Raw genomic sequence first — 18,837 nt, 5'->3', positions numbered from 1 at the left:
CAAAATGCTAACTACTAACTACCTTTTTGGCTGTCTTTACTGCTTCTTTAATTACTTCCTCAATTGGGGTATCAAATTTATATACTTTTATATTTTTAAATAGCGCCGGGTAATCCTTATTTGCTTTATCAAATATTTTCCTACCCTCCTCCTCCATATTGCCAGCCATACGCATAATCATAGGCTTCTTTGGCTTGTTCTCAATAACATACTGCACTACTGCATTAGCCCAGTCGTCACATCTTGAGATACCACCAAAACGGGCACCAAAAATTACCTTGACATTTGGGTTATCCATTAATAGACCTAACATTAATCTCAGATTCTCCTGAGTAGGTGCACCACCAGAGTCCATAAAATTTGCTGCCTTACCACCAAAGTGATGAATTAAGTCAATTGAAGCAATACCAAAACCAGCACCCCCTGGAAATACACCAATGTCACCATCAAGCTCTACATAAGGAATACCGGCAACTTTTGCAAGGCGCTCACGAGAAGTTAACTCGCCGACCTCATGTCTTGCTTCTATACCTAATTCTTTAAGAGCAGGATGCCGATACATTGCATCCTCATCCAAATCCAATTTTGAGTCAATAGCTACAAGAGTGCCAGTTTTAGTCAAGACAAGTGGATTGATTTCTACTAATTTACAGTCAAAGTCAAGGAACAAATTATATACATTATTTATAATACTACCTGCCTGAACAAGTAGCTCACCAGTAAGACCCATACTTTGTGCCACTGACCTGCCAACCCAATCAGCAGGACGCTCACCTACTTCTAAGTAATGCTTTGATATTGATGAAGGGTGCTTACGCGATATTTCTTCTATCTCTATACCACCCTCCTTAGCTGCTATAATGAGTGGCTGGTGAAGAATGCGGTCAATAGCTGCACTTGTATAGAACTCATGCTCAATATCTACTTTCTCTTCAGCCAATACTTTCTTGACTTCATAGCCATCAACTTTCTTGCCAAGCATATTTTTTATTATCGACTCAGCTTCCTTACGAGTATTCGCTATTTTAATCACCCCCTTTTTACCACGCCCCCCTATAAAGACTTGAGCTTTTAAAACTACTGGATAGGTTACTTTATCAAGCTCAGATAAATCATCAATTAATGCACTTTGAGGGATAGGTATTTTATATTTCTTAAACAAAAGCTTACCTTCATATTCGTATAATCTCATATTAGAATAAAATATAATCTATAAAACTAAAATGGTCAAGTAATTAAAGTGATTGGACAGAGAAACAATTTCTTTGTTAAAAATGGAAGAGCTTATTTAAGTTGATAATTTAATGAAATACTATAGGTCCTTCCTCGTGTTTGGTCCAAAGATTTAGAAGATACTTTGATTCCATTTGCGTTGTTACCATTCACGTGTATAGGAATAATTTGTGCAATCTCATATCCTATACCAAGTTTTCCTAAATTATGAGAAAAAGAAAAACCTAAACTGAAAAAGTCAACACATTTAGGCAATGAATCCATTCTTAAGTCATCTACACCTATACCCATAAACAGAGGCTTCCAAGATGTAACTTCACCACGGCCTTTTATACTACTATAACCTACATTGGCTTTTATTGCTCTATAGTTCAATTTAAAATAGGAGCTGTATTCATAAAAGTTACAGTCACCAGTAAAATAGCACTTCGAGCCCAAAGTGGAGATTAAATCTTCGGCAAAGGGCCAAAATGATAGCCAGCCGTGAGCTTCAGCAAAAAATTTGCGAATACTCAGTGTTGGATAGACTTTTATTTCATTAGTTATAGGTATTTCTACTGATAAAGTAGATAGGATATGAGAAAAATTAAATGATGATTTGGAGAATTTTGTTGACTTCTTATACAGAGTAATATATGGGTTACTATTTTGAAATATTACTAAAATAGAAGGATTAACCCAGCGGTCGCAATTGAAACTAAATTTAGCTTCTTTAAAATGACCTTCTAACTTTATAATATTTGGATTTAGATTAGGTGAACTCATATTGGAGTGAAAGCTCTGACTCAAGATTGATTCCCCCTTGAATAATTACCTGAGCAAGTCCTACTTCCAAAATAGAATTTAAAGGGAGAGGAAAGCCTACACCCAATGAATAATCGGGTAGTCCTGTGTTATTAGTAGTGCCAAGTGAGCCTGTTATATTGGGGTATGAAGCCATTTTGTATTGGAGACATAACTTTTTAATATCCCAAGAAGAAAGTATTTTAAACTCGTCAGATAAAAGGAAAAAGTCGAAAATTGTTTTTGCATATCCACCTGTAACTTCAAATACATTTTGATTTCCAAACTGAAACTTTAGTTTAAAATTAGCACTATAATTCCAAATTTCCTCTCCCTTTTCATTCCGAAATAAGTCCCTATAAATAGAGTGTAGCTCAAACTCAGGAATTGAACTACACAAAAAAATGAGAAAAAGGCACATAAAATTTAAGGTCCTATTATCCTACGCCAATCCTCATTAGTCATACCTGGGAAGATATTGTTAAATGTGGGGTCTGGAAAAGTGATTGGAAAATCAGGAATAAAATCAGTTCCTTCCCAGTGATGCTCAGGTAGCTTTTGTTTCCAATCCTGGATAGGGTTAATAAAGAACTGTTTTGCATCAAGTGTAATTTCTACTATCATGCCTGATGTATCCTCTACTTGAATTTGAATAGGATTATTAAGAGCATTGGTAATATTATCCAAAGTTGCCATAGCTGAATCTACATCTGCCTGAGTCATATCTGTATTAGGAAGTAAGTCATCACTTTGGTCATCGGTCTCATTGAAAATAGAAGTTATTCCCCTTTTTGCTTTAATAACCCCGTTAAGCAGGTCATATCTTGCAGTACTCATTTTTGTGCTACCATCAGGTTTTAATGTAGCAAATGGATTAGGAGTGTCTATCAATTTACGAATGTAAAGAGAGTCATTCAAACTATCATAAACTACATCAAAATAATAGGCAGTGAGAACCCTAAGTGGAGATTCTACAGTCCTTAAAGCAGCATCACCTATATAAACATCACCTACATCTATTTCAATAGTATCTGGCATCTCTGCATCTACTCCATGTCCCATGCCGGGAGTGAGATAAAATATGAAACTGGGATTGTTCTCAATTATACTAAACCTTGCCAGTATGTAGTCAATAGCAGGAATAACCTTTACTTCAATAATTTGCTGAATCTCACTCACAGTGGGAATGCTATCAGTAATAAATGTAATGAATGAATACAACAGTTGGGGTGTTTGTGAAAATACAGGATACCTATAAAGGAACTTACCTTTCCCAATATATCTTCCACTATCACCTTTTAAAAGCTCCAATATTTTTTTAATATCAGGGTCTTTATAGAGCTTAACAATCCTACACATAGCTGCACCAAAGTTGGCAGTCGGATTATTAGGGTCATTATTAAGGGCTGCCTGATAGCAAGAATCTGCCTTTGACCTCCTCGGTTAAGGTTCAGAGGTAGAATTAGCATGATAATGCTAATTCCCAGTGAACTTACATTTACAAAAAAGGTTATGTCAGTAGTTTTGTGTAAACCTATCCTGACAACAGGTCAGGATTCAACATAACCTTCCTTTTTCTTACGACCTTATCTCTGCCGGGGTGGATTAACCCAGGACTATCATCCCAATTTCTATATCCGCCATCACCTCCTCACTAATACGAGGCTATTTAGCATTCCATAGATGCTCATCTATCAACCCTGAACTTGATTCAGGGTATAAGCACCGATAAAAATGCTATCACCTCCTGTTTCCATTTGACCTCCTCTCTATTTATTGTATAATATAATTTGTTACAAAAGGAGGTCAACATGAAATTTAAAACCAAAAAACAACTTTCCTTTGCACTCCTCCCTATTATTCAAAAGATTAAATCCAGTGACCCTCTCAAGATTATATTTGACTCCATTGACAGAGGCGAAGATTATTTCTTCTTTGGATATAAAATCCATCTCGTTGTCAATACAAAATCACAACTACCTATAGATGTTATAGTCACACCCGGCAATTCCGCAGATAGCCCTTATGCTAACCCATTGATTAAGAAGACAAAAGGGCTTGTCTCACCAAAATTGGCAACTATGGATGCAGCGTCCGATTCACATGAGAACTATCAAATTTGCAAGGACTACGGCATAATTCCAATCATTGACTTAAACAATCGCTGGAAGAAACCTAAAAGCAAAGACATTAATCTTTTTACGGAACTGAGTATTCCCAAGGTAGGTTCTTCTCTGATCACAATAGGAGATAGATTCATCTGTCCAGCTACTTATGGCCCTCTTAGGAAAGATGGTAGAGAGTCAAAAAGGAAGAATCGCCAATTCATACATTTTAAGCATAATGGCAGTAATTATCAAACGAACCAAGGACTTCATTTTCAAAAGTAAATTACGAATAGGGCTCTCAATGGCTTAAGTAAAGTGAACGACAATTACGGAAGTTTGGTTCAGATAGGAGTACGTACTTTTACTCAATCCGGCACATAATTTATGTGCTGTGTAGTTCTTTCACATATTTAAATTTCAAAGAGCGAAGTTTTTATCCCGATGAATCGGGATTTAAAATTTTACCTCAAAGAACTTTTACCAGAAAAACTGCTTATTTCTAAACACCCTCCTGAATATAAGTTAATTTTGGAGATTTCTCAAGCTTTTTATTTGCAATTTTGCGTAACTCGTTTACTAAATCTTCTTTCATATCCATACGGATCCTGCGGAAACTTTAATCCTCTAATCCCCTGTATACCATGTACCTTCCCTCTCACATTTTTAAAAGATACCATTTGATAACCCAACATAGTGAACATGTTGTATATACTAGAAAATTATTTTACAGTGCTCGCCTAAAAGGATATTATAGTTCACTTCTCCATTTTTCATTTTATCCTTGACATTGTGTAAAAGCAAGTTATTTTAAATGATTGAGAGTTAAAATATTTTGGAGGTGAATATGAAAGGAAAGTCATTATCTATCTTGATACTCGTTTTGATAAGTAAGCTTATGCTACAAAGTTCTGTGTCTGCTGATAGTTGGACTCCCAAAGCCAGTATGCCAACAGCACGTGAGGACTTAGCAGCCGCTGTAGTTGATAGTAAGATATATGCTATTGGGGGACATGCAAGTGGTACGGTATTTGCTACTAATGAGGAATATGACCCGTTAACTAACAGTTGGGCCACCAAGGCAAGTATGCCAACTAATCGGTTTGCCTTAGGTGCTGATGCAGTGAGCGGTAAAATATACGCTATTGGAGGAGGGGTTAATATTACTAAAAATGAGGAGTATGAGCCGTCAACTGATACTTGGACTACCAAAGCTCCTATGCCGACCAGACGCGGTTACTTAGGGGTTGTTGCAGTAAATGGTAAAATATATGCGATTGGAGGAATGGGAATGGGAAGAGAGCCACTTGCTACTAATGAGGAATATGACCCATCAACTGATACCTGGACTAATAAGACAAGTATGCCGACAGCGAGGTCGGCTTTGGCAGTTACTGTAGTAGGTAACAAGATATACGCTGTTGGGGGGTCTGCTGGTGGTGGTGTGCACCTTGCTACTAATGAGGAATACGACCCGATAACTGATACTTGGTCTACCAAAGCAAGTATGCCTACAAGGAGAGATGGACTTGCAGCTGCTACAGCATACGGAAAAATATATGCAATTGGAGGAGGTACTGGTGGTGGTGTATGCGTTGCTACTAATGAGGAATACGACCCAGTAACTGATACTTGGGCTACTAAGGGAAGTATGCCAAGTAAACGGTGGTATTTGACAGCTGCTACAGTGAATAACAAGATATATGCTGTTGGAGGCTGGGACCCGTATGGGGCTGGTTATCTTAAAGCTAACGAAGAATATACACCTGACCTACCAAAGGTAATAGTTTCAGTTGAACCGGATACTATCATAGGACCGCCACCAGACATTGGTGATACTTTTACAGATTCAATCTGTATTGCTGATGCTTGTAGTCTCTATTGTTGGCAATTTGAGCTCAACTTCAACCCTGCTGTGCTGCATGCTATTTGTGTTGATGAAGGTCCATTTCTAAGTCAGGGAGGTATTACTCTTTTTATGTATGATATAAGTGATAGCTCTATTCATGTATCCTGTACTTTGGAAGGGAGTGTTCCAGGGGTGAGTGGCAATGGGACTATGGCTTATGTTACATGGCAGGTTATAGGGTATGGTAGTTCAATATTGGACTTAGAGGCTGTAGTTGACTCATGTGAGTCAGTAGATGGCTACTTTTATCTGCAGGAGCCAAGAATTGAGGAAAAAGTTTACTCTCACCTAAATAAACTGAAATTACAGAACTATCCTAATCCATTCAGTCAGTTTACAAGTATTAGGTATCAAGTGTCATCAAGCGGTCGTGTTTCACTGAAGGTTTACGATTTAGCTGGTCGATTAATTGAAGTACTGGTAGACGATGCAAACCATTGTGGAACTCATACATTAGCATGGACACCTAAAGGGTTTTCAAGTGGCCTGTATTTCTTGAGACTTGAGTTCTATCCATTCTCAGGAGAGTATGAACAGGTAAGCAACTTAGTGGCTACAAATAGGGTAGTGATATTGAAATAAAAGGGGGTCATGTCACCACGAAGATGCTAAATGCGAATTGGTTACGAGCCAGAGCGTAAAGGGAAATCGAATAAAGTGCAAATTTTTAGATAATAATTCTTCGAGACGTTGATAAATATGCATCTTTCTATCACTTATGAAAGTCGTAATTTCAACAATATCGTAGAGCTACATGCATTATCCAGAGGGAAAAATAAAGAAATTAGACAAAATTTTTTTAGTAATATTTAACCCAAATAATGCGTGAATATTTTATTCAAAATTAGCTTAAGTTGTATAAACTAAATATATTTCTTGCAAAGATGCCTCCTCCCTGTTATAATTGCACTACGAAAATTTGCACTAAAAAAGTGCAAAACAGAAAAGGAGGTATCATGGAACATATACTACAAAAAGAAGAAAAAGTCAACGAAAAAAATTAAGGTAGAGTTCGGAGAGAAAAATATAACTCCATTTGGTGGGATGAAACTCTTTAATGACTTTGTTGTGAATCTATGGTTAAAAAGAAAACTGGATGAAAGCATAGAAATTCAAAGACGAAAGAGCAAATATAGTATTGGGAAAATGTTAATTTCTATTATTTACGCATTGGTATTAGACCTTACAAGACTATCAGATACTATCCTGTTCCCCCTGGATAAGGTGTTTTTGAAGATATTAGGCTTCAAGGAATATCCCTACGATACGACAATAAGCCGCTTCTTAAGAAAATTTACAGTTCCTCAAGCTCTTAAGATAGGTGAAGTAAACGTAGGGTTGCTGAAAGAAGTTCGTAAGAGCTACAAGGACAAAATTACCTTAGATCTGGATTCGCATGTTCGGACGGTTTATGGAAGCCAACGAAGGGCAAGTAAAGGTTTTAACCCGAAGAAAAAGGGTAGAAAGAGCTACCATCCAAATCCTTTGCTTCATAGAGGAAACAAGAGATTTTCTATAGGGTAAGTTCCGTTCTGGTGATGTGTATAGTGGAAAAGGTGCAAAGGAGTTCTTGCGAGAGTGTCTAAAGAGACTTCCAGTAACAACAAGACACATCTTTGTCAGGAGTGATTCAAGTTTTTACAATCACGAATTTTTTAGATATATGGATAAGAAAGGGATAAAGTATGCTATCGCTGTGCGATTACAAGAATGGGTGAGGAGAAGGAGGTAATTTTGCTATTTGAATACAAGCGATACAATTATCAAGTAATAGCAACTAACATAGAAGATATGATATCTGAAAAAGTATGGAGATTTTACAATGGTAGAGCCAATGTAGAAAATTTGATAAAAGAAGGGATAATAGGTTATGGGCTAGATGTCACATCTTCACATTGTTGGGGAGCAAATACTGCTCATTTCTTCTTGGTTATGCTGGCGTACAATCTAATGAAAGTGAAGAAAATGGCAAAATGGGTAAGGCAAAGGTTTCTTTTTATTGCAGGTAGACTTGTCAAAAGGAGCAGAGGATGGATATTGAGGTTGTCGACTGATTATCCATGGCAATGGGAATATTGGGAAGCCGAAAACAGATTGAAGATGCTTAAATTTTGTACATAAGCTAATTTTAAGGGGATAGAGTTTTCTGAATTTAGAGGAGAGGTATAGACTTTTTAAGCTCTTATGAGGTTTAGAGGCTTTAGATGGAAATTTGAGGTTAAAATTATGCGAGTATGAAACCCAAGTGACCCCAAAATACTAAAAATGGTATCGAGGACTGCCTTAAAATTATCTTTTTCAAATTATAGAGATAGATACAAAAGATCTCTGAGATATAGAGAAATATTGGCCCCAAATGAAAAGATTACGCCTTCCCCGATATGAATTTACTGCAAGAGATGTGAGAACCGGGGCGAGTGGCATACTTATGGGGAGACCAAAGATGGGACTAACGCCGCAATCTTTGCGAGCTATTAAAAAATAGATACAGGAGGCGAAAAACTCCAATAGAAATACTTGTCCGAAGACTCCGATGGAGCCATTGGACTCCTATCGGAGAGGAAACTGGAAGTAGTGTCTCCGCTCAAGTTTTCAATTTACCTACAATTATTTCAGATAATTTTATTGACAATTTTATAGAGGATGGATACCATGTGAGGTCATCAGACGATTTTTTGATTTTACTTATGGGGAGGTTGATATGAATAAATATTTCGTTCATCCCACTGCTATTGTAGATGAAGGAGCAGAGATAGGGGAGGGGACAAAGATATGGCACTTCTCACACATAATGGGGGGGGCTAAGATAGGTAAGAATTGTGTTATTGGACAAAATTGCTTCATAGCCAGAGGTGCAGTCTTAGGAAATGGAGTAAAACTTGAAAATAATGTATCTGTGTATACATTTGTGACACTCGAAGATTATGTATTTGTTGGACCATCTGCAGTTTTTACAAATGACCTCAACCCCAGAGCTCCGTATCCGAAGGGTGGAAAATGGATTCCTACACACGTATGTAAAGGAGTATCAATTGGAGCTAATGCTACAATTATTTGTGGTATTAACATAGGGAAATGGGCATTTATAGGAGCAGGAGCTGTTGTGACTAAAGATGTGCCTGATTACGCAATAGTTGCGGGTGTTCCTGCACGTCTTATAGGATGGATGTGTGAATGCGGTGAAAAGATTGAGTTCAAAAATGGAGGTACTAGTTGTTACAAGTGTGCTCGCAAATATCATAAACAAGGACTTAAGTGTGAAGAAGTGTAGTATGGGAGTTCAGCTCACGCTAAAGATTGTAGAGTAAGGCTTTAGCCTTGCTTAAATATAAAAGATTTTGAATTGTTTAGTAACTTTGCAAGTCCAATTTTTCTTGATAAGGATGGTTACAATGTAGAGAGACCGTATACTCCCACTTTTTGATGGTTCCTTTTGGTTGACAAAGTGAAATTTTGGGAGTATATTTATTAAAATGAAAATTATTAAAAAAATAAAAGAAATGAAAGCTATTTCTTTAGAAGTCAGAAATAAGGGTAAAAAGATAGGTTTTGTACCTACAATGGGAGCTTTACATGAAGGGCCACTGTCACTTGTTGACATAGCTAAAATTAAAACAGACCACATTGTTACAAGTATATTTGTTAACCCGTTACAGTTTGGACCAAAAGAAGATTTTAAAGCATATCCAAGGGACATAAAAAGAGATGCTGAACTACTTGAGAAGAGGGGAGTAGATATTTTATTCGCACCAGAACTTAAAGAGATGTATCATGATGGATATGATACTTATATAGAAGTGCCAGGATTATCAAGTGTACTTTGTGGAAAGACAAGACCCACCCACTTCAAAGGAGTATGTACGGTTGTATGTAAGTTATTTAATATTGTGAACCCGGATGTTGCAGTATTTGGTGAAAAAGATGCACAACAGGTTATCATAATTAAGAAAATGGTTGAAGACCTTAATCTTGGAGTTAAAATCTTAACAGGACCAACGGTTAGGGAACCAGACGGGCTTGCTATGAGTTCAAGGAATGTGTATTTGACACCAAAAGAGAGAAAGGATGCAAGTGTGGTTTATCAAGCCCTAATGAGAGCTAAAGAGTTAATAACCAATGGGCAAAGAGAGGCTAAGAAGATAAAAAAAGAGATAGAAGCCATGATATCTACTAAGCTCACTGCTAAGATTGATTACATAGACATAGTTAAAAAGGATAACCTTAAGCCCTTGGAAACATTGGACGGTGAATGCCTAATTGCTGTTGCAGTGTGGTTTGGTAAAGCAAGACTTATAGACAATATAACATTAAAAATTGCAAGTTCTGAGTGCTGAATTATCAATCAATAATTTAGCATTCATAATTTAAAGCATAATAATGGAGAGAAGCTCATTTCCTGTCATTATTTAGAGTTTCATAGAGGATTTGAAGATTTTTGTTCTTCCAGAGTCGCAGTATTGGTTTATAATTCTTATAATAAAAAAATTGACTTTTTGAAAATTTCAATTATATTTGATTTTAGAAAAATTTAACTATTACATTAAAAAGTTTAGAAAGAATTCTCAAACAAGGCATCATACTAAAAAGGAGAAAAAATGAATACATTTCAGATTTTACTCGGTTTATATTTTGCCTTTATAAGTGCTTATCTCTCAATAGTCTTATCAAGATTGCTTAGACAGAATGGAAGGGCTATAATTGAGAGCAAAAAGGAGATAATAGGGACTATTAAGGAAGCTATTAGGGAGATTGGTAATCTCATAAAAACAGAGAGCCAGAATACCCGTGAACTTATAGAGGCAGAGGGCCGGAACGCAAGAGAGCTTATAAAGGAATTAAAAAATAGACTTTAGTGAAACGAAATTTGGTGTTAGGAGCTTGTCCGATAGATAACATTACGAATTCTAAAGTCTGAATTATGGATTACAATTTAGCATTCATAATTTAGCATTTAGCACTTAACCTATGGGTTCACCGAGACGTAGAGTATCAAGGTCAAGAAGTAGAAAAGGCAGGACTCACTGGAAGTTTGTGCCGCCTCAACTAATTCCATGCCCTAACTGTAAAACTTTAATACTGCCCCACACTCGATGTTATAATTGTGGTAATTACAAGGGAAAAGAGGCTATCGCTGCACGAGCGCCTTAAACTTTTCCTCATCAATAATCTTGACACCTAACTCTTTGGCTTTAGTATATTTGGAGCCAGGGGAGTCGCCAGCTACTACATAGTCAGTATTCTTAGAGACAGATGAACTTACCCTACCACCCAATGACTCTATAAGCTCAGTTGCCTCTTCTCTTGTAAAACTTGAAAGTGTGCCAGTTAAGACAAATATCTTACCAGCCAAAGGCTTAGGGGCGCCTTTTTTTACCTTTGATTCTAAACACACCCCTGCTTTTCTTAATCTTTCTATGACTTTTAAATTATTAGAATCTTTAAAAAAGTCTACTATTGACTGTGCAATTACAGGCCCTATACCAGGGATTGAGTTAATTTCGTCAAATGTAGCCTCCTTTAACTGGTCTATTGAATGAAATTTTTCAGTTAGTAACTTAGCTGCATAAATCCCAACATACCTTATCCCTATAGCAAAGAGGACTCTAAAGAATTCACGCCCCTTCGAACCCTCAATTGCATTGAGTAGATTATCTACAGACTTATCCGCCATACGCTCAAGTTGTAATAAAGCATCCCTTTTAAGAAAATAAAGGTCAGTAAAATCACTGATAAGTTTAGCATCTATAAGTTGTTTTATCACTTTCTCACCTAATCCTTCTATATCCATAGCATTGCGATGAACAAAGTGCTCTATTCTACGCTGTACTTGGGCAGAACAGCGTAAATTTTCGCAAAGCCAAGCAACCTCGCCTTCATATCTCACAAGTTCATTACCACACACAGGACAGGTTTTAGGCATCTTAAATATCTTCTCTCTACCAGTCCGCTTCTCTACGACTGGCTTTACTACTTCAGGGATAACTTCGCCACCTTTTTTTATAAATACTGTATCACCTACTCTTATATCTTTACGGGCAATCTCATCTGCATTATGAAGGGTAGCCCTTGAAATTGTGGAACCAGCTAAACGGACAGGTGTTAGAACTGCCACAGGAGTGACAGTGCCAGTCCTACCTACTTGTAAGATTATATTCTCAAGCTTTGTTGTCACCTGGAGGGCAGGAAATTTGTAAGCAATTGCGTAACGAGGATTCTTAGTTGTTGACCCTAACTTTAGTTGATGTTCAAAGGAGTTAACTTTTATCACCATACCATCAACTTCATAAGGAAGTCCACCACGCTGCGGCTCCCAGAAATTGCAATAATCAATCACAGATTCTATAGATTTACAGAGCTTTATATTTGGATTCACTTTTAAGCCAATCTCACTTAAAGTCATTAAAATATCGTAATGGCTCGCATAGCCCTTTGGAGGAGTGGGAACTGTATGAATAAATATGTCAAGCCTACGGGCTGATGCTACTTTTGGGTCAAGGTGCTTTAAAGTGCCAGCCGCCGCATTCCTTGGGTTTGCAAATAAAGGCTCACCAGAAGATTCACGCTCACGATTGGATTGCTCAAAACTTGACTTTGGCATCAGAACTTCACCCCTTACCTCAATATTCATTAAATTCTTGTTATCGGTTAGCAGTTTTAAAGGAATAGATTTTATAGTTCTTATGTTATGAGTGACATCATCCCCAGTAAAGCCGTCACCACGTGTTGCACCACGGACAAGTATGCCATCCCTGTACACTAAAGAGACAGCTACACCATCTATTTTCAATTCTACTACATACTCAGGCTTGACGCCTAACTCTTTACACATACGACGGTCAAATTCAAGCACCTCCTCACGAGAATATGTGTTCTCAAGACTAAGCATTGGAATTTTGTGTTCTACCTGAGCGAAGCCACCAGTGAGCTCGCCACCTACACGCTGAGTCGGAGAGTCAGGAGTTATAAGCTCTGGATACCGGGATTCAAGTTCTTCAAGTTCCTTAACCAACATATCATACTCATAATCAGAGATAACAGGGTCATTTAGAACATAGTATCTGTAATTATGATAATTTATCTCTTTTCTTAATTTTTCCACTTTCTTTCTAATTTCTTGTATCACTTCTATAATTTATCTCTCAACTTTTCCCAACCACCTCACAACAATTCATTCAACCATTTCTTCAATAAATTTCCGAACTTCCATATAATTATGCAAGTTGAATTTAGCATAAGATGGAATCATTCCTACTCGGATTGAGTAAGCTGTTTCAGGAAGAATTCTGAACAAATCTTCATCCGTGCAATCGTCTCCTATTGCCATTATAAAATCAAAGGCATTTTTAGAAATCCAATGCAGAGCAGAAGTGCCTTTATCTACACCCGCAGTTCTTACTTCTACTACCTTACTTCCTTGTAATACTTGGACATCTATATTAGCAGTTAAATTTACCATGTCATCTATAAGTTCTTTTGCGCGTATAGAACTCTGCTCAGGGTCAGCCATCCTGTAATGCCATACAATAGAGAATTCTTTGTCCTCAACAAATGAACCAGGAAGCCGATCTACATACATCTCAAGTATGGGTAGAATTTGAGACTTCCACTTGTTAGTTAACGGTTTTATTATTTTCCAAGTTTTGCCCTTCTCCTTAATCCATACCCCATGTTCTGCTACCAATCCTATGTTAAGCGCACCAAACCAGCTTTGAAGCGTATCTTTATCACGTCCACTTATTAAAACAATATCGTTCCGTTTATCCTTTGAAAGATGATTAAGAATATTTAAAAGCTCAGCACTCGGTTTTGCCATTTGAGGATGCCCAACAAATGGAACAAGTGTGCCATCGTAATCTAAAAATATAAGCCTATGAATGGATTTTTTAAAATCTTTTACTAATTGAGCTTGTTTATGAGTGCTCAATAATTTAGCATCAAATTGCTTTTGCTCCTCTTTGATAAATAACAATTTCTGGATGAAATCATCTGCCCAACGTACTACATCGTAACGCTGTAGACGAGTCTGCATAATGGAGTTGCGCCTTATTTGATCAGATTGAGGCATTTCTAATGCTTCCTTCAATGCATCTGCTATTTCTTCTGTATTGTTTGGATTTATTATAATTGACTCTCCAAGTTCTTTTGAGGCACCCGCCATTTCACTTAGGATTACAACACCGGTTTTGTCGGTTCTGGTCGCTATGTATTCTTTTGCAGTGAGGTTCATACCATCTCTTAATGGAGTTATTAAAGCAACATCACTAATATTATACAGAGCAGCTAACTGGTGGAATGGTAAAAATCTATATTGATATAGGATTGGAGTCCAGTAAATGTTGCCAAATTTACCATTAATTCTGCCGACAAGTTCGTCTATCTTATTCTTCATTTGTTGATAATATTCTACACCTACACGAGAAGGGACAACTATTAGGATAAGAATTACCTTTCTGTGCCAATGTGGATTCCTGTTAAGGAAAATTTCATAACCTTGCAAGCGGTTAACGATACCCTTTGTATAATCTAAGCGGTCAATTGAGAGAACTAACTTAAAATCGGATAGTGTCTTCTCTAGTTTATTTTTCTCTTTTTTTACATCAGAGTTTATCATAGCATTATAAAATCTATGAAAATCTATACCCATTGGAAATGTGTCTGCTTGCACAAGACGACCGTCTACACTGAGTTTACCAATGTTGTGGTCGTAACCTAACATGCGAAGGACACACCTCAAGAAATACTGTGTATAATCGTGAGTATGAAATCCAATTAAATCAGCACATAAAAGACCTTTTAATATTTCACTACCCCATTTTCTTGGAAGAAGACGAAATATTTCAAAAGATGGAAAAGGAATGTGAAGAAAAAATCCTATCGGAATACTTGGTATCTTATCCCTTAAAAGTTTAGGAAGAAGCATAAGATGATAGTCATGTATCCATACTACATCGTCTACTTTCATAATTTCCATAAGCGCAGCACAAAAAGTTTCATTTACATGTTTGTAATGTAACCAATAATCTTCGTCGTAGATAGCATAGGATGGAAAATAGTGAAAGAGCGGCCAGATTATTTTATTACAGAATCCATAGTAAAACTTTTCCATCACATTTTCTGAGAGAAAAACAGGATACGCATGAAATTCGTTCAGTAATTTTAACCTTAACTCCTCTTTAGATTTGTCATCTACTGCTATACCGGGCCAACCAACCCATATATGCTCGGATTTAGTAAAAGAGGTGCCTTTTAATAAATCTAAATATGCACTTAGGCCAGAAACAAGACCACCGATACTCCCTTTAACTCTTAACTTACCTTCTTTTTCTACTACAGTGATAGGTAACCTATTTGATACTACTAATAATCTCATATGTAGTTGAGTTCTCTAAAATCTTTTGCTGCAGATTATAACCTTATTAAAAACACATTTGTAAAAGTAGACGGCATCCCGATATTACATCTTATCGTATCCTTATTCCTTTCTTCTTTATCTCCCAGACCAATGGATTTTCGTCCCTAAAGTCTTTTGGATGAAAATAAACTGGTTCTATTCGGGAATCGGATTTTTTAAGAGCCGGCAGAGCAGTTCTTACATCTTTCACTGGGTCGCCTGTAAAATTGCTTGAGACAATAGCAATATCAAAGTCACTGTGAGACATAGTGTTGCCTCGTGCATAGGAGCCATAAAGATAAGTTTTTTACCTTGACTCCTTCTTTCTCTAATATCTTTATAAAAACCTTTATTTTTCTCACAACATCTTCTTTAACCATAGTCCAAACTCCTTTATTTTCTTTATTTCATTCTCAGGAAACTTTATAAAGGTGCACAAAAAAGAGCATAATGATAATCTTTTTTATCAAAGAGATGATTAGCTACTTTCCAGTCATCATTGGCTGAAAGAATCCAGTATTTTGTAACCTCATTGGTATCCATTTTTTTATTTCTCCTCTTTCTTATGCTCTTCAATTATACGCTTTTGAATTTCTTTTGGCACCTCTTCATAGTGCGAAAATTTTAGCAAAAATGACCCCATACCTTGAGTTTGTGACCTCAGGGTGCTTGAAAATTTGTAAAGCTCAGCATCGGGAACAAGAGCACATATCTTTTGATACTTACCAAATGGCTCAGTTGACTCAATCTTGCCACGCCTGGAAGAGAGCTCACCCATGACATCACCCATAAATTCTTGAGGAACAGTGACTTCTATTCGCATAATTGGCTCAAGTAAAGTGGGTGAAGCTTTAGGGATGCCATTCCTAAATGCCATTGAGGCAGCTATCTTAAATGCAATGTCAGAACTGTCAACCTCATGATATGAGCCGTCATAGAGAGTTGCCCTTAAGTCAGTAGTCGGATAGCCAGCAAGAACACCCTTATTAATTGCATCTAAGAGGCCTTTCTCTACAGAAGGAATAAAGCGCTTAGGTATCCTGCCACCTACTATGGCATCTACAAATTCAAATCCCTTACTCCTTTCAAGTGGCTCAAACCTTATCCAGCAGTCACCATATTGACCATGCCCACCGGTCTGGCGTTTGTATTTGCCTTGACACTCAGAAACACGAGTCACTGTCTCCCTGTAGTGGATTCTGGGTCTCTCTGTCCCCACTTCTACACCAAATTTTTGCTTTAGCCGCTTTAAGGTTATATCAAGATGTAACTCACCTAAACCTGAAACAATCATCTGTTTAGTCTCTGTATCATAAAAAAATGCAAAAGTAGGGTCTTCTTCATGAAGCTTGGATAGAGCAGTTGATACCTTCTCCTCATCCTTTTTGGATTTTGGTACAATAGCTACCTTTACTTGGGGCTCTGGAAATTTGAGTGGAGGCAGTGTTACAGGATTTGTCTTATCTGTCAATGTATCACCAGTTTGGGTTGATTTTAACTTGACTAAAGCACCAATACTACCTGTAACAAGTGAAGATACTTCTATACGGTCTTTGCCTTTGAGAACATATACCTGATTTACTTTTTCTTCAATATTTTTTGTTGAATTAAATACATATGTCCCAGGGGATAGAGTGCCGGAAAAGACTCGGATGTTGGTGAGTTCACCTATTTTTGGGTCTACAGTTGTCTTAAAAGCAAGACAGGATAAATTTGGAGAAGCTGATAACTTATTTTCAAGTGAAGATGGTAAAAAAGGTAAACAGGTGAGTAGCTCTTTTACCCCTATATTATTATAAGCATCACCACAATATAGAGGAATAAGTTTTCTGCTATTTACACCAACTTTGAGTCCCCGCGCTATATCGTCAGGAGTAAAAGGCTCATCGCTTAGATATTTCTCTGTCAATTGGTCGTCCATCTCGGCTATAGACTCCAACACTAATGCCTTATAAGGATTATCTACTTCAAAAACACTTAAGACTTTGTTAAATTGGGCACCTATACCATCAGGTATGGTCAGTGGGATAACCTGCCTCGCTGAGCTAAGGTGAGCATTCTTACCAAATAGGTTTTGAATCTCTTTGAAGGTTTGGGTAAAGTTAGCGTTTTCTTTACTCAGTTGATTCACAAAAATAATAACTGGAATTCTATGCTCATCTGCTAAAAATTTTATCATATCTGTCCAGGGCTGGATTCCAGTGCTTGCATTAACTACTATAATTGCAGAATCAGCTACAGTTACACCTGAAATTACATCACCAAAAAAATCGCTACAGCCTGGTGTATCAATTAGGTTTACAAGAATGCCGGAAAGTTCAAAACAAGCTATACTTAAATTTATTGACATCTTTTGCTCAATTTCGTCAGGTGCATAATCAAAGATAGAGGTGCCATCCACTACACGGCCGAGACGAGAAGTTGCACCTGAATTGAAAAGTATGGCTTCGGCAAGAGTAGTCTTACCTGCTCCTAAAGGAGACATTAAAACTACATTCCTTATATCTTTTGGCTCATATGCTTTCACTTATACCCCCTTTATAAAGTAATAGTTCACCTTTATAGACAAGCTCCGGAATTCCTTGAAGCCAGATTTCTTCTAATCCAGCTATATAAACCCATAAAGTGCCACCTTGAGTATTGACTTCTATTGGTGATAATAAGTCACCTTTTAGCCAGCCAACTATAGCACTTGCACAGGTGCCTGAACCACAAGAAAGAGTCTCGCCTTCTATTCCACGCTCATAAGTTCTTATAGATATTTTATTCTTACCTAAAATTTGGACAAAGTTTACATTTGTGCCATCTGCACCAAAGTGAGGATGAAATCTTATTGAATGAGCAAAACTTGATACATCAATTGAAGTTACATCCTTTACAAAAAGGATAGTGTGGGGAACTCCAATGTCAACAAAACTGAAATTAAGTTTACTCTTTTTAATAGTGAGTGGTAGAGAAAGTATTACATTTTTGGGAGGTGGAATTTTTACTCTTACTTTGTTATCTATTACACACCCTTTAAGAATTCCAGAGGCTGTCTTAAAACTGGCTTCAGATTTGCCAGTGTAAAGTAATACACAGAGAGTCCCATTACCACAGATGCCGTATTCAGAGCCGTCAGGATTGAAGTAACGTAAACCAAAATCAGCTCCATTTGTAGGTTCAATAAAGATAATACCATCAGCCCCTATACCTGTATGCCTGTCAGCGAGATGCTTAACAAAAGGAGTTAAATTAGTAGGAACTGAATTTAATCTTGAATCAAAAATCACAAAATCGTTGCCCCCACAGTGTGCTTTTATAAACTGCATAATTTTAATTTTATTTTATTATAATCTATAGAATTTGTCAATACATTTTTCTGTTACTTTTCAGCAAAAATGTCCTCTTTTATTTTTCAGGTAAAATGTCCTCTA

The 18,837-nt window shown here is 37.0% G+C and carries 20 protein-coding genes; 10 read left to right on the top strand and 10 right to left on the bottom strand.

All coding sequences use genetic code 11. The features are described 5' to 3' along the window. Window positions 1-7: 7 nt before the first annotated feature. From QMD71_01340 to QMD71_01325, 4 genes are all read right to left on the bottom strand, one after another. A complete protein-coding gene (locus QMD71_01340; protein ID MDI6839493.1) occupies window positions 8-1,192 on the bottom strand; it encodes a succinate--CoA ligase subunit beta in 1,185 nt (394 codons plus the stop codon). A gap of 92 nt (window positions 1,193-1,284) precedes the next feature. After that, window positions 1,285-1,998 carry a hypothetical protein gene (locus tag QMD71_01335; GenBank protein ID MDI6839492.1) on the bottom strand — a complete coding sequence of 238 codons (714 nt, stop codon included), beginning with the start codon at window positions 1,996-1,998 and terminating at the stop codon, window positions 1,285-1,287. Next, a complete protein-coding gene (locus QMD71_01330; GenBank protein MDI6839491.1) occupies window positions 1,985-2,416 on the bottom strand; it encodes a hypothetical protein in 432 nt (143 codons plus the stop codon). The genes QMD71_01335 and QMD71_01330 overlap by 14 nt, the downstream gene beginning before the upstream one ends. A gap of 26 nt (window positions 2,417-2,442) precedes the next feature. Then, window positions 2,443-3,375 (bottom strand): hypothetical protein, encoded by a 933-nt coding sequence (locus tag QMD71_01325; GenBank protein ID MDI6839490.1) that lies wholly within the window; start codon window positions 3,373-3,375, stop codon window positions 2,443-2,445. 452 nt (window positions 3,376-3,827) lie between these two features. Here QMD71_01325 and QMD71_01320 point away from each other — a divergent pair, with 452 nt between their 5' ends. The 10 genes from QMD71_01320 to rpmF all read left to right on the top strand — a co-directional run bounded on the left by QMD71_01320 (window position 3,828) and on the right by rpmF (window position 11,178). Beyond that, the gene (locus tag QMD71_01320) at window positions 3,828-4,406 is read left to right on the top strand and encodes a transposase (protein ID MDI6839489.1); all 579 of its coding nucleotides are present in this window, start codon (window positions 3,828-3,830) and stop codon (window positions 4,404-4,406) included. A 562-nt stretch (window positions 4,407-4,968) separates the two neighbouring features. After that, window positions 4,969-6,612 (top strand): T9SS type A sorting domain-containing protein, encoded by a 1,644-nt coding sequence (locus tag QMD71_01315; protein ID MDI6839488.1) that lies wholly within the window; start codon window positions 4,969-4,971, stop codon window positions 6,610-6,612. A gap of 294 nt (window positions 6,613-6,906) precedes the next feature. Continuing rightward, window positions 6,907-7,554, top strand: a complete 648-nt coding sequence (locus QMD71_01310; protein MDI6839487.1) for a transposase — start codon at window positions 6,907-6,909, stop codon at window positions 7,552-7,554. A 16-nt stretch (window positions 7,555-7,570) separates the two neighbouring features. Continuing rightward, the gene (locus QMD71_01305; protein MDI6839486.1) at window positions 7,571-7,762 is read left to right on the top strand and encodes a hypothetical protein; all 192 of its coding nucleotides are present in this window, start codon (window positions 7,571-7,573) and stop codon (window positions 7,760-7,762) included. Next, window positions 7,741-8,151, top strand: coding sequence for a transposase (locus tag QMD71_01300; GenBank protein MDI6839485.1), 411 nt, complete (start codon window positions 7,741-7,743; stop codon window positions 8,149-8,151). The genes QMD71_01305 and QMD71_01300 overlap by 22 nt, the downstream gene beginning before the upstream one ends. Before the next feature lie 235 nt (window positions 8,152-8,386). Beyond that, window positions 8,387-8,515 carry a hypothetical protein gene (locus tag QMD71_01295; GenBank protein MDI6839484.1) on the top strand — a complete coding sequence of 43 codons (129 nt, stop codon included), beginning with the start codon at window positions 8,387-8,389 and terminating at the stop codon, window positions 8,513-8,515. A 216-nt stretch (window positions 8,516-8,731) separates the two neighbouring features. Further along, complete coding sequence (locus QMD71_01290) at window positions 8,732-9,301, top strand: DapH/DapD/GlmU-related protein (GenBank protein MDI6839483.1); 570 nt, start codon at window positions 8,732-8,734, stop codon at window positions 9,299-9,301. A gap of 202 nt (window positions 9,302-9,503) precedes the next feature. Then, window positions 9,504-10,364: a pantoate--beta-alanine ligase gene (gene panC, locus QMD71_01285; protein ID MDI6839482.1), complete on the top strand. Its 861-nt coding sequence runs from the start codon at window positions 9,504-9,506 to the stop codon at window positions 10,362-10,364. 261 nt (window positions 10,365-10,625) lie between these two features. Next, window positions 10,626-10,883: a hypothetical protein gene (locus QMD71_01280; GenBank protein ID MDI6839481.1), complete on the top strand. Its 258-nt coding sequence runs from the start codon at window positions 10,626-10,628 to the stop codon at window positions 10,881-10,883. A 112-nt stretch (window positions 10,884-10,995) separates the two neighbouring features. After that, on the top strand, window positions 10,996-11,178 hold the full coding sequence (rpmF, locus tag QMD71_01275) for a 50S ribosomal protein L32 (protein ID MDI6839480.1): 183 nt from the start codon (window positions 10,996-10,998) through the stop codon (window positions 11,176-11,178). Here rpmF and ligA read toward each other — a convergent pair. The 6 genes from ligA to dapF all read right to left on the bottom strand — a co-directional run bounded on the left by ligA (window position 11,156) and on the right by dapF (window position 18,732). Then, the gene (gene ligA, locus QMD71_01270) at window positions 11,156-13,162 is read right to left on the bottom strand and encodes an NAD-dependent DNA ligase LigA (GenBank protein MDI6839479.1); all 2,007 of its coding nucleotides are present in this window, start codon (window positions 13,160-13,162) and stop codon (window positions 11,156-11,158) included. The two genes, rpmF and ligA, sit on opposite strands and share 23 nt — an antisense overlap. A 36-nt stretch (window positions 13,163-13,198) precedes the next feature. Next, the gene (locus tag QMD71_01265; protein MDI6839478.1) at window positions 13,199-15,400 is read right to left on the bottom strand and encodes a bifunctional alpha,alpha-trehalose-phosphate synthase (UDP-forming)/trehalose-phosphatase; all 2,202 of its coding nucleotides are present in this window, start codon (window positions 15,398-15,400) and stop codon (window positions 13,199-13,201) included. Between the two features lie 91 nt (window positions 15,401-15,491). Continuing rightward, a complete protein-coding gene (locus QMD71_01260) occupies window positions 15,492-15,689 on the bottom strand; it encodes a hypothetical protein (protein ID MDI6839477.1) in 198 nt (65 codons plus the stop codon). Continuing rightward, window positions 15,676-15,801: a hypothetical protein gene (locus QMD71_01255; protein MDI6839476.1), complete on the bottom strand. Its 126-nt coding sequence runs from the start codon at window positions 15,799-15,801 to the stop codon at window positions 15,676-15,678. Before QMD71_01255 ends, QMD71_01260 begins: the two co-directional genes overlap by 14 nt. Window positions 15,802-15,968: 167 nt before the next feature. Continuing rightward, the gene (locus tag QMD71_01250; protein ID MDI6839475.1) at window positions 15,969-17,948 is read right to left on the bottom strand and encodes an elongation factor G; all 1,980 of its coding nucleotides are present in this window, start codon (window positions 17,946-17,948) and stop codon (window positions 15,969-15,971) included. Next, window positions 17,935-18,732: a diaminopimelate epimerase gene (dapF, locus tag QMD71_01245; protein MDI6839474.1), complete on the bottom strand. Its 798-nt coding sequence runs from the start codon at window positions 18,730-18,732 to the stop codon at window positions 17,935-17,937. Before dapF ends, QMD71_01250 begins: the two co-directional genes overlap by 14 nt. Window positions 18,733-18,837 lie beyond the last annotated feature (105 nt).

Source organism: bacterium, from assembly GCA_030018315.1.
Taxonomy (GTDB): Bacteria; Hydrothermota; UBA3073; order JACQXS01; family JAGMCI01; genus JASEGA01.
This window is presented reverse-complemented; position numbering and strand designations above follow the sequence as displayed.

Excerpts from the sequence above, each read along its gene's own strand:
- QMD71_01315 (MDI6839488.1), top strand. The coding sequence starts at position 4,969 with ATGAAAGGAAAGTCATTATCTATCTTGATACTCGTTTTGATAAGTAAG.
- QMD71_01255 (MDI6839476.1), bottom strand. The coding sequence starts at position 15,801 with ATGGTTAAAGAAGATGTTGTGAGAAAAATAAAGGTTTTTATAAAGATA.
- QMD71_01325 (MDI6839490.1), bottom strand. The coding sequence starts at position 3,375 with ATGTGTAGGATTGTTAAGCTCTATAAAGACCCTGATATTAAAAAAATA.
- QMD71_01300 (MDI6839485.1), top strand. The coding sequence starts at position 7,741 with ATGGGTGAGGAGAAGGAGGTAATTTTGCTATTTGAATACAAGCGATAC.
- QMD71_01290 (MDI6839483.1), top strand. The coding sequence starts at position 8,732 with ATGAATAAATATTTCGTTCATCCCACTGCTATTGTAGATGAAGGAGCA.
- QMD71_01340 (MDI6839493.1), bottom strand. The coding sequence starts at position 1,192 with ATGAGATTATACGAATATGAAGGTAAGCTTTTGTTTAAGAAATATAAA.
- QMD71_01265 (MDI6839478.1), bottom strand. The coding sequence starts at position 15,400 with ATGAGATTATTAGTAGTATCAAATAGGTTACCTATCACTGTAGTAGAA.
- QMD71_01295 (MDI6839484.1), top strand. The coding sequence starts at position 8,387 with ATGAAAAGATTACGCCTTCCCCGATATGAATTTACTGCAAGAGATGTG.
- QMD71_01335 (MDI6839492.1), bottom strand. The coding sequence starts at position 1,998 with ATGAGTTCACCTAATCTAAATCCAAATATTATAAAGTTAGAAGGTCAT.
- dapF (MDI6839474.1), bottom strand. The coding sequence starts at position 18,732 with ATGCAGTTTATAAAAGCACACTGTGGGGGCAACGATTTTGTGATTTTT.
- rpmF (MDI6839480.1), top strand. The coding sequence starts at position 10,996 with ATGGGTTCACCGAGACGTAGAGTATCAAGGTCAAGAAGTAGAAAAGGC.
- QMD71_01260 (MDI6839477.1), bottom strand. The coding sequence starts at position 15,689 with ATGTCTCACAGTGACTTTGATATTGCTATTGTCTCAAGCAATTTTACA.
- panC (MDI6839482.1), top strand. The coding sequence starts at position 9,504 with ATGAAAATTATTAAAAAAATAAAAGAAATGAAAGCTATTTCTTTAGAA.
- QMD71_01280 (MDI6839481.1), top strand. The coding sequence starts at position 10,626 with ATGAATACATTTCAGATTTTACTCGGTTTATATTTTGCCTTTATAAGT.
- QMD71_01320 (MDI6839489.1), top strand. The coding sequence starts at position 3,828 with ATGAAATTTAAAACCAAAAAACAACTTTCCTTTGCACTCCTCCCTATT.